Source organism: Roseospira navarrensis, from assembly GCF_009601025.1.
Lineage (GTDB): Bacteria > Pseudomonadota > Alphaproteobacteria > Rhodospirillales > Rhodospirillaceae > Rhodospira > Rhodospira navarrensis.
This window is the reverse complement of sequence record NZ_WIVE01000050.1, coordinates 19046-31980: the sequence shown is the minus strand read 5'-3', so window position 1 is coordinate 31980 and position 12935 is coordinate 19046. Positions and strand designations below refer to the sequence as shown.

Sequence of the window (12935 nt, the reverse complement as noted above, 5' to 3'; positions counted from 1 at the left end):
CCCGTGCAATCCTGGCATGCATCGCCGGACTTATCTCGCCCAAACAACCAGCATGCATATCTAACGCAAACTGAGCCTCCTTTTTTGGCGTGGCCGCCGTCCTGACGGTCAAAACCGCGTGCTGCTCATATTGGAATCATCCCAACCAACATGACGAAACTGTCATGATGCGGAAAAATACCCGTCACGTGGGGTCGGGCATAAAGGGGACATCGAAGGCGGGGCTCCACGACCGCCGACGATCTCAGCAAAGACACCAGAGCACTCCGAGCGAACCCGAAGCGAAGACCGAAATCCAGCAAACCTCCGACCCGCGGACCCCACGCCTCAGCCACGTGAGACTCCGCACCCAAGACCTCCGACCCCAAGACCTCCGATCCGCGGATCCCGCGCCTCAGCCACGCGAGACCCCGCACAAGAGCACCTCCGACACGGACCCGACCGCCTCAGCCACGGAACGGTTCGCACCACGAAGACCCCTCCGCAGGATCGAACGCCTCAGCCACGTTGCGATCCACAAGACGTCAAGAAAAGGCCGGCCGCGGTTCCCCTCCGCGCCCGGCCTTTCTTGTGTCCGGGGCCCCGCTTCGGGTCGCCGTGCCCACACAGTCAGTCGGGCCATCGCCGTAGGGTGCGGTCGCGCCGAAGCCGCAACGCACCAATCGCGGCACCGTGGTGCGTTGCCCGCCTCTTCGAGGCGGTCGAACGCACCCTACGACAGTGTGTCTTGGTGGTTCGTTTCCGCTGGGGTTTCCGGGAGTCACCACCAAGGCACCAAGGCACCAAGGGTACATCACCCGGCCGCCCCATCGCACGCTGCCGAGGATGTCTAATTCGTCCCGGCCACCGGGCCATGGTGTCCGGGCGGATGAACGCCGACACCTTTGTGTCTTCGTGTCTTGGTGGTTCGTTTCCGCTGAGGTTTCCGGGAGTCACCACCAAGACACCAAGGCACAAAGGGTGCGTCACCCGGCCGCCCCATCGCACACCGCCGCCGAGGATGTCTGGTTCGTCCCGGCCTGGATCGAACGATCTAGATCCAGAGGTGGACTGAATTTGAACCCGCCGGTTCATGCAACTCGCCTCAAGTTTTTCTAAAATCCCACCATCTTGGTCGGCCTGTGACCGTCCCCGGACGCCCGTCAGGACGGCGACCGGAGGCGGCGTGACCACGGGTCCGGTCCGGACCCTCATGACGGCAACTCGTCCCGCGCGCCCGGACCGGCCCCCACCGCCGCCCGCCGCGAGGGGACCGGCGGGGAGGCGCGTGTCAGACCATGGCCACCTACACCTATCCCGGGGTCTACATCCAGGAGATCCCCTCCGGCGTCCAGTCCATCAGCGGGGTCGCTACCTCCATCGCCGCGTTCGTCGGCATGGCCAAGAAGGGGCCGCTGCTCCAGCCCACGCGCGTGCTCGGCGTGCAGGACTACGAGCGCGTCTTCTCGCCCGACATCTCCCAGGGCGAGATGACCGAGCAGGTGCGCCAGTTCTTCCTGAACGGCGGCGAACAGGCCTACATCGTGCGCATCGCCCACAATGCCAGCGAGGGTACCGTGCCCCTGCAGAGCGCGGGCGGCACCACGGTCCTGACCCTGCGGTCGCGCGACGCGGGGCTGGTGGCCAACGAGTTGCGCGCCCGGGTGGACTACAACACGGCCAGCCCGGAGCGGACCTTCAATCTTGAACTCTACCGCGAGACCTTCGACGCCAGCGGCCAGTCCCGCAAGACCGAGTCGGAGACCTTCGCCGACCTGAGCCTGGATCCCACCGCCGCGCGCTATGCCCGCACCATCCTGACGCGGCAATCGAAGCTGGTGACGGCCCATATCGACGACACCACGACCACGACCGAGGAAGCAGCCGTGGCCGCGCTGGCCACGGCGACCGCCTTTTCCGCCAGCGCGGCGATCCATGCCGACTCCACGGCGGCCGAAACCGCGCTCGCCAACGCCGTCGCCAACACCCAGGCCGGCGGCGCCGGTACGGCGGGGCGTTTCCGGCTGCGCATCGAGGGGGCCCTGGCCTCGCCCACGCTCACCATCGAGTTGGCGGCCAATCCCACGCTGACCGACCTTGAGACGGCCATCAACGACGCGCTCGCGCCCCATACCACGGTGCAGGTGAGTGTGCCCGCGCCCACGAACGAACCCCTGCGCATCCAGGTCAACGACCTGCGCCATGACGTGGTGATCGAGCGCGCGGCTCAGCTCGACATCGCCGAGGCGCTGGGGCTGGGTGTGGCCCAGGGCGGCATCGAGGTGGGCGCTTATGCGGTCGCGCGGCCGGCGCCGTCCGGTCTGGTCTCGATCCTGGACACCGGCGCGGGCGACCTGTCGGCGCTGCTGTCGCTGGGCGGGGCCACGCGGGCCACGCTGGACGCGCTGGGCGTGGCCGGGTCCGCCGGCCTGCGCCCGTTCACCATCGCGACGGCGGACATCGCCTATCCCGGCCCGGGCACGCTGCTCAGTGACGGCTCGTTCACGGCCGTGGGCACGCCCTCGCTGCGCAACATCGCCGAGAACCTGCGCGCCATCGCCACCGCCCTGAGCGCGGGCAGCCCGGACTGGCGCGCCGAGGTCCACGGCCACCGCCTCGCGCTGATCCCCACCTTCGGCGGCGCCAGCACAGGGACGGGAGCCCTGTTCACCTCCACCGGCCCCGACCTGACGGCGGGCGGCGAGATCTTCGAGGGCGTGACCGGCGCCCGGGCGGCCCTGGCCCTGGGCGGCGGCAGCGACGGCGCGGTGGCCGAGCTGGAGGACTACACCGACGCCTTCCAGGTCATCGAGGAGCGGGTGGACCTGTTCAACCTGATGGTCCTGCCCAAGAGTGCGAACGACACCGGCACACCCAGCATCCGCTCGGCGGTGTGGGGGCCGGCGAGCGCGTTCTGTCTGGGCCAGCGGGCGTTCCTGATCGTGGATGCCGAGCCCGACAGCCAGACGCCCCAGGGCGTGCTGGACAGCCTGACCAGCCTGCGCACCGGGGTGGCCACCGATCACGCGGCGGTCTACTGGCCGCGCGTGACCATCTCGGCCGACGGCGGCACCAAGCCCATCGACGCCTGCGGCTCCATGGCCGGGGTGATGGCCCGCATCGACGGGTCACGCGGGGTCTGGAAGGCGGCCGCCGGCCTGGAGGCCAACCTGTTCGGCGTGCGCGGGGTCGAGGTGCAGATGTCCGATGCCCAGAACGGCCTGCTCAACCCGGAGGCGGTCAACTGCATCCGCGTCTTTCCCAACGGGGTCATCAGTTGGGGGGCGCGGACCATGGCCGGGTTCGAGAACTCGGGCGAGATCGACTACAAGTACGCGCCCATCCGCCGCCTCGCCCTGTTCATGGAAGAGAGCCTGTTCCGGGGCATGCGCTTCGCCGTGTTCGAGCCCAACGACGAGCCCTTGTGGTCGCAGATCCGGCTCGCCGCCGGGGCCTTCATGAACGGCCTGTTCCGCCAGGGGGCGTTCGCCGGGGCCACCGCGCGCGATGCCTACTTCGTCAAGTGCGACGCCGAGACCACCACCGTCACCGACCAGAGCCTGGGCGTGGTCAACGTGCTGGTCGGCTTCGCGCCGCTGCGTCCGGCCGAGTTCGTCGTGATCTCGCTGCAGCAGAAGGCGGGGCAGGTCCAGGCGTAAACCCACCCCCCGCCCGCGCGCCGCCAGGAGGAGACCCCCGATGGCCCAGTTCACCAAGAACAACCGCATCGATCCCTACAAGAACTTCAAGTTCCGAGTGCACTGGGAGGGCAGCACCACCCCCGTCGCCGGCATCAGCAAGATCAGCGCGCTCAAGCGCATGACCGAGGTCGTCAGCCACCGCGAAGGCAACGACATCAGCACGGCGCGCAAGTCGCCGGGCTCGACCAAGTACGAGCCCATCACCCTGGAACGGGGCGTGACCTTTGACCGCGACTTCGAGACCTGGGCCAATCTGGTCTACAGCACCCAGGGGGACGGCGCCGTCTCGCTCAAGAACTTCCGGCGCAACATCATCATCCTGCTGCTGAACCTCTCCGGCCAGCCGGTGCGCGGCTACAAGATCTACCGCTGCTGGGTCTCGGAGTATCAGGCCCTGCCCGAGGTGGACGCCAACGCCCAGGCCGTCGCGATCGAGAGCATCAAGCTGGAGCACGAGGGCTTCGAGCGCGACGAGGACATCAAGGAACTCGAAGAGCCCTGAGCCGGACGCGCGGCGGAGGTGAGCCGGGATGATGACCGTGGTCCTGTCAGGGCATATGGCGGCCGACACGGCCCCCGACCGTACCGTGGTCCTGCGGGAGATCACCGGCGCGGAGGAGATGGGCGCGCGCGCGGTCGGGGTGCGGGCCGAGACGCTGGCGGCGGCTCTGGTGATGCCCGGCGGCACGGTGGCGGCGGCCGATCTGACGCTCGCCGATCACGACGCCATCACGGCCGCGCTCTATCGGGCGCTCTACGGCGCGCGCATCGAGTGCCATGTGCCGTGCCGGGCCTGTGACCGCCGGTTCGAGACCGGGTTTGCCCTGGATGACTGGCTGGCGGCCCTGGCCGAGGCGGCAGGGCCGGTGCCGGTGCGCCGCCTGGACGACGGCCTGTGGCGGCTGGACGCGGAAGATCCCCATGGCGCGGTGCGCTTCCGGCTGCCCACGGGCGCCGATCTGGCCGCCGTGGCGGGCGCGCCGGAGGCCGCGCGGGCAGAGGCTCTGCGGCGGCGCTGCGTGATCGAGGGCGATCCGGACGATCCACGCCTGGACGCCGCCATGAGCCGCGCCGGTCCCCTGCTGGACGACGAGATCGAGGCCGTCTGCGCCTATTGCGACACCCCCCAGGCGTTCGCCTTCCGGCTGTCGGACTACCTGATGGCCGCGCTGGCCCGCGAACGCCCGGTGCTGCTGCGGGAGATCCATGCCCTGGCCGCGACCTATCACTGGTCCCGCGCGGAGATCCTGGCCATCCCGCGCGGCGAGCGGCGCGATCATGTGCGGCTGATCCAGGCCGCCGCGCCCGAACCCCGGCGGGCCGCGTCATGGGCGTAGGGTATCTGGCCAAAGCGGCGCGCCGCGCCGCACCCGGGGTGTTCGTGTCGCGCGGCGTGCGGCCGGCGCAGGCCTCGCGCTCGCCGCTGGCCGAGGCGGACCAGCGCCTGAACCTGGACCCCGGGGTGTTCGACCCGCTGGGCGCGCCGCCGGATGTGGGCGCGCCGGAGCCGGAGGGTGAACCGCTCGGGCCGGGCCTGGATGAGTCCGCGCCGCGCCGCGCTCGCATGGGATCAGAGCCGCCGACCCATCCCGCCGCCCCCGGCGTGGGACGAGAGGCAGCCGCCCCGACCGGGACCCCGTCCGCGCCGCCCTCGGCCGGACCCGCCGAGGCCGGGGACCAGCCACGACACGCGTCCGCCGCGCCGTCCTCGGAACCGGCGCACGCGCCGACGGCCCGCGACGGGATGGGGCAGTCCGCGCCGATGCGCCCGGGGCCGGTGCCCGATGCGCCGGACGCCGAGGTTGCGCCCGTCTCGCCGGTCCCAGCCCCCGCGCCGGACTCCCCCGACCGGGCGCGATCCACCGCGCCGCCGCCCGCCGATCCAACGCCGCGCGAGCCCCAGGACCTGGAGGCCCGCCTCGCCGCCGCGCTGGCCGCCGCCACGCGCTGGGTCTCGGACGGTGCCGAACCGCCGCTGCCCGGCGAGCCCCCGGCGGCCCCCGCGCCCACCCCCCGCGAGACCCGTCCGGCGGCCGACCCGTCCGTGCCGGTCAGGGAGTGGTCCGCCGCGCCGCCGGCCCCGCTGGCGGACGCCCCGGCCGATCCGCCGCCCGCTCGTCCCGTGGTGGAGATCGGCAGCATCGAGGTCGAGGTGGTCCGCCCGCCCGCCGCGCCGCCCCGTCGCGCCCCGGCCCGCCGGGCAGCTCCGTCCGCCCCGGCCGCGCCCGCGCGCGGTCCCGCCCCCTTCGGTTGGAGGCAGCGGTAGGCCATGGCGCTGACGGATCTCTCCCGCGTGACGGTCACGCTGCTCACGCTCCTGGAACAGGCGCTGGCGCGGGACACCAACGTCTCGACCATCGAGTTCAGCGCCGCCCCGCCGGACGACACATCCAGCACCATGCCGAACGTGGTGAGCGTCTACCTGTTCCACGTCATGGAGGACCCGCACGGCCGCAACTGGACGCCCACGCCGGTGCCCACGGGGCCGGGCGCGATCGGGCAGACGCCGTTGGGGCTGGTGCTGCACTACCTGGTGACCGCCACAAGCTCGGTGACCGACGAGGGGGCCTCCGGCCGCACCCTGATCGAACAACGGCTTCTCGGTTATGTGGCGCGGGCCTTCCACGAGGTCCCGGTGATCGACGACGACACCACCATCCCGGCCGTGCCGCCCGCGCTGTCCAACCCGCCCCTGTTGGAGACCGGCAATCTTCGCGGGGCCGACAACCGCATCCAGATCCTGCTGCGGCCGGTCGGCCTGGACGAGGCGGTGAACTTCTGGAGCGCGGAACAGGACCGCCTGACGCGGGTCTCGCTGTTCTATGAGGTCCGGGTGATGCTGCTGGAGACGCCGGAGCGCGAGGGCTCGGCCCCGCCGGTGCTGTCGGTGGCCGAGTTCGTCTCCGTCGGCGGGCGGCCCACCCTGCTGCGGGCGCGCAGCCTGCTGGGCTTCGCCCTGCCGGCCGGGCATCCGCTGGCCGACCCCACGGCCCCGTTCCGCTTCATCGAGGCCTCGCCCGCGCGCCCGGCCCTGTTCCCGCCGGGCGCGGCCCCCGCCGGCGTGCCGGCGGAGAATGCCCGCCTGACGCTGGAGGGCGGCGGCCTGCAGGGCGACCGGGTGCATCTCTCCCTGGAAGGGCCGGTGGCCGAGGGCGCCAATCCGCCCGCGCCCCGCCGGTTCCGCATCGACCTGGGCGATCCCGGGACCAACCCGGATTGGGCCATCGCCGCCGACGGGGTGCGCCTCGCGGTGGATGTGCGCACCACGGTCGTGGATACCGAGGGCACGACCCTGACGCTCTACCCCGGCCTGTACAAGGCGCGCGCCGTGATCGGGATCCAGATGAGCGAGCAGATGCCGCCGCGCTATCTTGAGCGGTCCTCGGCCGACATCGCCTTCGCCGTGGTGCCCCAGATCGAGTCCGTGGCGCTGCTGGGCGGGCCGGCGACGGCGCGGCAGTTCCGCATCACGCTGCACGGGGCCTATCTGCGCGAGGAGTTGGAGATCGTCCTTGTGGTGGCCGGCCGGGCGATCCTGCGCGGGTCCGATCCCACGCTGGCGGGCGTCTACGACCTGGACGCCCTGAACCCGGACCGCATCGACTTCGCGCTGGACATGTCGGACCTGTCCAGCCCGCTGCCCGTCCAGTTGCTCATCAACGGCGCCGAGGCGCCCCCGGCCTGGGGGGTGGTCTGATGACGCACGCCGCCGTGCCCCTGGAGACGCACGAGAGGCCGACCTCGGCGGTCGAGGCGGTGCTGGCCCGCGTGCGCGCCCTGTGCCGGCGGCGCATCCTGTGGCTGGAGCATCTGGCCTCCGACGCCGCCCGCCGGCCCGAGGCCCGCGATGCGCTCGGTCGCGCCCTGCTGGACGTGGATGCGCCCGAGGCCGAGGCGCGGTTCCTCTCGGCGGAGCCCGAGGCCCGCGCCCTGCTGCGCGAGGCGGACGCCCTGGAGCGCCGCATCTTCGAGGCCGACGACAGTCGCCTCGCCCATCTGGCCGAGGCCCTGGGCCTGACGCCGACGGAACGGGACCTGCTGCAGGTGTGCCTCGCGGGCGCCGTGGACCCGTCGCTGGCGCTGGTGTTCGGCGCGCTGACCGGGGTCGAGGGCGCCGCCGCACCCACCGAACCCCTGGCCGCGCGCCTGTGCGGGTACGGACGGACGGCGCTATGGGGGCCGACCAGCGCCCTCAGCCGCTGGCGGGTGCTGGCCGTGGAGTCCCGCGCCCCCGGCCAGCCGGATGCGCTGGGCATCGAACCCCCCATGCTGAGCTATCTGCTCGGCGCATCGGAGATCGACCCCGCGTTGCTGGGGTGCTGCACGGTCCTGAACACGGGGCCGGAGCCGCTGCCCGGCTGGCCCGTGGCCCGCACCGCCGAACGCATCGCCCGCGCCCTGGAGCGCGGCGTCCCCAGCCGGGTGCAGGTGATGGGCGCGCCCCTGAGTGGCCGCAAGACCTTCGCCGCCGCCGTCGCCCGGGCGTTGGGCAGCCCGCTGATGGTGGTGGACACCGCCCGCGTCGAAGAGGACCAGTGGCCGGACGTGCGCCTGCGCGTGCTGCGGCAGGCGCTGCTGCACGACTGTGCCGTGGCCTGGACCGGCCCGGCGGCGCGGCGCGGCCTGGAGGCGGACCCGGGCCTGCTGGCGCTGGAATTCACCATCCTGGACTCGCCGGAAGAGCTGGTGCCCGCCGTCGGCTGGCACGAGGAGCGCGTGACCATCCCGGCCCTGACCAGCGCGGAGCGGCGGGACCTGTGGCTGCGGTTCATCCCGGGGGCGCGGGCCTGGGACGACGAGTCGTTGCGCCACCTGTCGGAGCGCTTCCGCGCCACCATCGGCGAGATCGCCCATGTGGCCGCCCAGGGGGACGATCGGTTCGAGGATGTGCAGCGCCGCGCCCGCGACCTGTCGCACGGCAAGCTGGGGGATCTGGCCGTGCTGCTGGATTGCCCGTTCCACCGGGGGGACCTGTTCCTGCCACCGCAGCTCGGGGCGCTGCTGGACGCCTTCCTGTTCGAGGCCCGCGACCGCACGGCGTTCTGGGAGCAGGCGGGCGCGCGTCGCCTGTTCCCGCGCGGGACGGGGCTGGTCGCCCTGCTGTCCGGCCCGCCCGGCACCGGCAAGACCATGGCCGCGCAGGTGATCGCCGCCGAACTGGGCCTGGACCTGTTCCGCATCGACCTGGCCTCGACCGTCAACAAGTACATCGGCGAGACGGCCAAGAACCTGCGCCGGCTGTTCGCGCGCGCCACCGACATGAACGCCGTGCTGCTGTTCGACGAGGCCGACGCGCTGTTCTCGCGCCGCACCGACACCCGCGACGCGCACGACCGCTATGCCAACGCCGACACCACCTACCTGCTGCAACTGATCGAGGAGTATCCGGGCATCGCCCTGCTGGCCACCAACAAGCGCCAGCAGATGGACGACGCCTTCGTCCGGCGCATCCGCTACGTGTTCTACGTGCCCCGGCCGGAACCGCCGCAGCGTCTGGCGATCTGGCGGCAGGTGGTGTCGGAACTGGCTTCGCCCGCCTGCGCCGCGCGGCTGGATGCGGACCTGCGCCGGCTGGCCGCCGACACGCCCATGACCGGCGCGCAGATCAAGACCACGGTGCTCGCGGCGGTGTTCTTGGCCCGCGAGGCCGGGCGGCCGCTGGCGCCGGAGGACATTGCGGGCGGCCTCAACCGTCATCTCGTCAACCAGGGCGGTCCCATCGCCGCCGAACCGGGAAGGGGCCGCCGATGACCGCGCGCCTCAGGATCGAGCGGCTGCGCCTGCGGGTGCCGGCGGACATGGCCGGCCGACCCGAACTGCTCGCCGCCCGGGTGGCGGAGCACCTGGGCCAGCAGGCGGGCGACCTGGGGCCGGCGACCCTGGACCGGGTGAAGATCCGCGTGCCCGCCGGGGAGGCCCGCCCCGGGCCTGACGCGCTCGCCGGGCGCATCGCGGCCGGGGTCACGCGCACCCTGCGCGGACGGGGAGGCGCCTGATGGCCGAGACCGGATTCACCCGCAGCCCCCAGCTTTCGCGCGGCGCCGTGGTGCAGCTTGTGGACGGTGTGATCGGCGTCGAGCCCTCCATCGTGCCGTTCCAGTACAACCCGGAAACCGTCAGCCGCACCCTGACCCCCTGGAATCCGTTCGAGGTGGACCAGTCCGGCCGGGGCCAGATCGCGCCCACGGCCCAGCCCTTCGACCCGCAGCACACGTTCACGCTGGACGCTTACCTGGACGCCACCGACCAGCTTGAAGACGACGATCTGGTGGCGAAGGAATCCGGCGTCTCGGACCGGCTGGCGGCGCTGGAATCGCTGTTGCAGCCCTCCGCCGGGCTGATCGGCAATCTGGTCGCGGCCGTGGGCGAGCTGACCGGCGCGCCGCCGCCGCCCAAGCGCCCGAGTGTTCCCATCGCGCTCCTGATCCTGGGGCCGGGGCGCATCCTGCCCGTGCGGGTGACCAGCTACAGCGTGGAAGAGACGCTGTTCATGCCCTCGCTGCATCCGATGATGGCCAAGGTGAGCCTGGGCTTCGAGGTGCTGACCCCGGATGTGTTCCGCTGCGAGAGCGGCCCGGCGGTCGAACTGGCCAAGGCCGCCTACAACTTTTTCCGCGTTCAGCAGAGTGCTCTTGCGGTCGCGCACAGTGCGCGCAACGCCGCCAAGGCGCTGAGCCTGCTGCCGTTTTAAGACCAACGGGATCTCACGATGACCGTTGGAGTCCGTGGCCGCCGCAAGTAAATCTGGGAGTCTCCTGCATGGCCGTGTTCGACCCCAAGAGCCGCTACGTGGACCCGCCGCTGGAGCCCTACGCGGTCACCGACCGCCGGGGTCGCACCGTGATGGCGCTGCCCATGCCGGAACCGCCGGTCACGGCCTCGGTGGGCGACTACCTGCCCAAACAGGGCCAGCGGCTGGACCATCTGGCGGCGGCGCTGGTGCAGGATCCGTTCGGGTTCTGGCGCATCGCCGAGGCCAACGGCGCGGTCCTGCCGGACGCGCTGGAGGAGGTGGAACGCCTGCGCATTCCGCCCGTAACCCGCTGACACCGCCCGTGACCACAGGAGGGCCGGAGCCCCATGCCGGACATCCGCTACCAGATCGCCGTCAACAAGGCGCCCGACAACGCCCTGTCGGCCGAGGTGTCGGAGATCGAGGTCACCCAGACCATGGAGGGGCCGACCACCGGGCGCGTGCGCTTCGCCGTGGACATCTGCGGCGCGGACATGAGTCTGGTCAACGATGCCCGCCTGACCCCGCGCCAGCCGGACACCGAGATCAGCGTCATCGCCGTGCTGGGCGGGACGCAACACGTGATCCTGCACGGGGTCATCACCGAGCGGCAGGCCAACCTGACCGAGGGCGGTCCCGGGTCCTATCTGGAACTGAAGCTGACCGACCGCCGCGCGGTCATGGACCGGAAACCGCACAACCGCGCGCACTCCGGCTCGGCGTCGGACATCGTCTCGGGGATCCTGGGGACCTACGGCTTCGAGCCGGACATCGTGAACACCCCCATCGACTATGACGAGGACACCAACACCCTCAACCAGACCGAGTCCGACCTTGCGTTCGTGGACAAGCTGGCCGGGCGCACCGGCTCGCGGTTCTGGCTGGACTGGACCGCCTCCACGGGCCTGACCGGGTTCGAGATCGTCGAGACCGCCCACTTCAAGCCGTCGCCGCCGCGCCCGGCGTCCAACCCGCTGGGGTTCGCGCCGCCGATCAAGCTGGCGCCCACCAAGGCGCCCACCCTGACCCTGAACGCGGGCGATGGCTGCTCCAACCTAGCCAGCTTCGAGGTTGCCAGCAACGCCGAGGCCCCCAACCAGTCCGGCCTCGTGCAGCGCGTGGGGGCCGACAGTCCGGAGGTGGACGAAACCGAGGTGCCCGAGCCCTCCGACCCGCCCCTGGGGGCCGACCCGCCGCCCACCCAGGCGCGCGTGCGCCGGGTCGTCAGCGCCGGCAACGCCCAGGAGGCGCACCTGCGCAATCAGGCGGCCCTGAACGATGCCGCCTACAGCATCAAGGCCACCGCCGAAACCAGCGTGCAGGCGCTGAACGGTGTCCTGGCCGCGCACCAGATCGTCACCGTGGCCGGCGCGGGCAGCCTGAACAGCGGGGACTATGTGCTGTCCTCGGTCACCCACACCATCGATCCCTCGGGCCACAAGATGCGGCTGGAAATGCTGCGCAACGCGGCGGGGGCGGCATCATGACGGGACCGGCCGGCACGGCCCAGCCCATGGGGCAGGCGCAACGCGAGTTCTTCGGCAAGTACAAGGGGCAGGTCGTGGACAACCAGGACCCGTTGCAGAAGGGGCGGTTGCAGATCGTGGTGCCGCAGGTGCTGGGCGAAGCGCCGGTCTGGGCGCTGCCCTGCGTGCCCTACGCCGGCAGCGGGCTGGGCCTGTACACCATGCCGGAGACGGGCACCGGGGTCTGGATCGAGTTCGAGGCCGGCGATCCGTCCTATCCCATCTGGACCGGCTGCTTCTGGGGCGCGGGCGACATCGATGCCGCCGACGCCACCCCGGACGTCAAGTTCCTGCGCACCCGCAAGGCGACCATCCGCATCGACGACACCACGGGCGAAATCCTGATCGAGAACGACAGCGGCACGTCCATCACCCTGACCAGCGACAAGGTGGTCATCCACGGCGCGGCGGTCCATCAGGAGGCCTCGGGCGGACGCAACACCGCGCTGACGGCGGCCTCGTTCAAGGTCAACGACGGCAACCTGGAGGTGCTGTGATGGCCACCACGCCGTTCTTCGAAGGCTTCCGCCATCCCCCGGCCCTGGAGGGGACCACCGGCCGCTTCCAGCGCGAGACGGACTACCCCGCCTATGTGGGGCAGTTGATCCGGCAGGTGCTGCTGACCGCGCCCGGGGAGCGGGTCAACCGGCCCGACTTCGGCGCGGGGCTGCGCCGGGCGCTGTTCGCCCCCAGCAGTCCGGAAACCGCGACCCTGCTCCAGGCCGCCGTGTTCCAGAGCCTGGACACCTGGCTGTCCGGGATCCTCACCGTCAACGACGTGAAGACCGCCTTCGATGACGGCCGCCTGGACGTGACGGTGGTCTACACCATCAAGGCCCGGGGCGAGCGCGAAGTCATCAACCTGGAGGTCACGGCATGAGCGCGGCGGGTTCCATCATGCTCACAAGGGCGGTCCGGAGCCCCACCGCACTCCCGGTGACCCAGGGCGACGGGCTCAGGTTAACGGGATCGCTCTCTCAGGTCTTTGCAGCGGGT

General features: G+C 71.6%; 12 protein-coding genes. All 12 read left to right on the top strand.

Translation table 11 applies throughout. The features are described 5' to 3' along the window. Positions 1 to 1277 precede the first annotated feature (1277 nt). The 12 genes from GHC57_RS14125 (at position 1278) to GHC57_RS14070 (ending at position 12819) form a co-directional block, all read left to right on the top strand. Complete coding sequence (locus tag GHC57_RS14125; protein WP_153345361.1) at positions 1278 to 3638, top strand: phage tail sheath family protein; 2361 nt, start codon at positions 1278 to 1280, stop codon at positions 3636 to 3638. Between the two features lie 40 nt (positions 3639 to 3678). Next, entirely contained in the window at positions 3679 to 4182 is a 504-nt protein-coding gene (locus tag GHC57_RS14120; protein ID WP_153345359.1) for a phage tail protein, read from the top strand. Between the two features lie 28 nt (positions 4183 to 4210). Further along, positions 4211 to 5017 carry a hypothetical protein gene (locus GHC57_RS14115; protein ID WP_153345357.1) on the top strand — a complete coding sequence of 269 codons (807 nt, stop codon included), beginning with the start codon at positions 4211 to 4213 and terminating at the stop codon, positions 5015 to 5017. Beyond that, the gene (locus GHC57_RS14110; protein WP_153345355.1) at positions 5008 to 5946 is read left to right on the top strand and encodes a hypothetical protein; all 939 of its coding nucleotides are present in this window, start codon (positions 5008 to 5010) and stop codon (positions 5944 to 5946) included. The genes GHC57_RS14115 and GHC57_RS14110 overlap by 10 nt, the downstream gene beginning before the upstream one ends. Positions 5947 to 5949: 3 nt before the next feature. Beyond that, positions 5950 to 7377, top strand: coding sequence for a Pvc16 family protein (locus GHC57_RS14105; RefSeq protein ID WP_153345353.1), 1428 nt, complete (start codon positions 5950 to 5952; stop codon positions 7375 to 7377). Then, positions 7377 to 9431: an AAA family ATPase gene (locus tag GHC57_RS14100; protein ID WP_153345351.1), complete on the top strand. Its 2055-nt coding sequence runs from the start codon at positions 7377 to 7379 to the stop codon at positions 9429 to 9431. The genes GHC57_RS14105 and GHC57_RS14100 overlap by 1 nt, the downstream gene beginning before the upstream one ends. Beyond that, positions 9428 to 9676, top strand: a complete 249-nt coding sequence (locus GHC57_RS14095) for a hypothetical protein (RefSeq protein WP_153345350.1) — start codon at positions 9428 to 9430, stop codon at positions 9674 to 9676. The genes GHC57_RS14100 and GHC57_RS14095 overlap by 4 nt, the downstream gene beginning before the upstream one ends. Then, positions 9676 to 10371 (top strand): hypothetical protein, encoded by a 696-nt coding sequence (locus GHC57_RS14090; RefSeq protein ID WP_153345348.1) that lies wholly within the window; start codon positions 9676 to 9678, stop codon positions 10369 to 10371. Before GHC57_RS14095 ends, GHC57_RS14090 begins: the two co-directional genes overlap by 1 nt. A gap of 68 nt (positions 10372 to 10439) precedes the next feature. After that, on the top strand, positions 10440 to 10727 hold the full coding sequence (locus tag GHC57_RS14085) for a hypothetical protein (protein ID WP_153345346.1): 288 nt from the start codon (positions 10440 to 10442) through the stop codon (positions 10725 to 10727). A 33-nt stretch (positions 10728 to 10760) separates the two neighbouring features. After that, entirely contained in the window at positions 10761 to 11900 is a 1140-nt protein-coding gene (locus tag GHC57_RS14080; RefSeq protein ID WP_153345344.1) for a hypothetical protein, read from the top strand. Continuing rightward, positions 11897 to 12436, top strand: coding sequence for a phage baseplate assembly protein V (locus GHC57_RS14075; RefSeq protein WP_153345342.1), 540 nt, complete (start codon positions 11897 to 11899; stop codon positions 12434 to 12436). Before GHC57_RS14080 ends, GHC57_RS14075 begins: the two co-directional genes overlap by 4 nt. Further along, a complete protein-coding gene (locus tag GHC57_RS14070) occupies positions 12436 to 12819 on the top strand; it encodes a GPW/gp25 family protein (RefSeq protein WP_153345340.1) in 384 nt (127 codons plus the stop codon). Before GHC57_RS14075 ends, GHC57_RS14070 begins: the two co-directional genes overlap by 1 nt. Positions 12820 to 12935: the final 116 nt, after the last annotated feature.

Coding starts and splice junctions, on each gene's coding strand:
- GHC57_RS14125 (WP_153345361.1), top strand. CDS start 1,278: ATGGCCACCTACACCTATCCCGGGGTCTACATCCAGGAGATCCCCTCC.
- GHC57_RS14080 (WP_153345344.1), top strand. CDS start 10,761: ATGCCGGACATCCGCTACCAGATCGCCGTCAACAAGGCGCCCGACAAC.
- GHC57_RS14105 (WP_153345353.1), top strand. CDS start 5,950: ATGGCGCTGACGGATCTCTCCCGCGTGACGGTCACGCTGCTCACGCTC.
- GHC57_RS14115 (WP_153345357.1), top strand. CDS start 4,211: ATGATGACCGTGGTCCTGTCAGGGCATATGGCGGCCGACACGGCCCCC.
- GHC57_RS14110 (WP_153345355.1), top strand. CDS start 5,008: ATGGGCGTAGGGTATCTGGCCAAAGCGGCGCGCCGCGCCGCACCCGGG.
- GHC57_RS14090 (WP_153345348.1), top strand. CDS start 9,676: ATGGCCGAGACCGGATTCACCCGCAGCCCCCAGCTTTCGCGCGGCGCC.
- GHC57_RS14085 (WP_153345346.1), top strand. CDS start 10,440: ATGGCCGTGTTCGACCCCAAGAGCCGCTACGTGGACCCGCCGCTGGAG.
- GHC57_RS14070 (WP_153345340.1), top strand. CDS start 12,436: ATGGCCACCACGCCGTTCTTCGAAGGCTTCCGCCATCCCCCGGCCCTG.
- GHC57_RS14100 (WP_153345351.1), top strand. CDS start 7,377: ATGACGCACGCCGCCGTGCCCCTGGAGACGCACGAGAGGCCGACCTCG.
- GHC57_RS14095 (WP_153345350.1), top strand. CDS start 9,428: ATGACCGCGCGCCTCAGGATCGAGCGGCTGCGCCTGCGGGTGCCGGCG.
- GHC57_RS14120 (WP_153345359.1), top strand. CDS start 3,679: ATGGCCCAGTTCACCAAGAACAACCGCATCGATCCCTACAAGAACTTC.
- GHC57_RS14075 (WP_153345342.1), top strand. CDS start 11,897: ATGACGGGACCGGCCGGCACGGCCCAGCCCATGGGGCAGGCGCAACGC.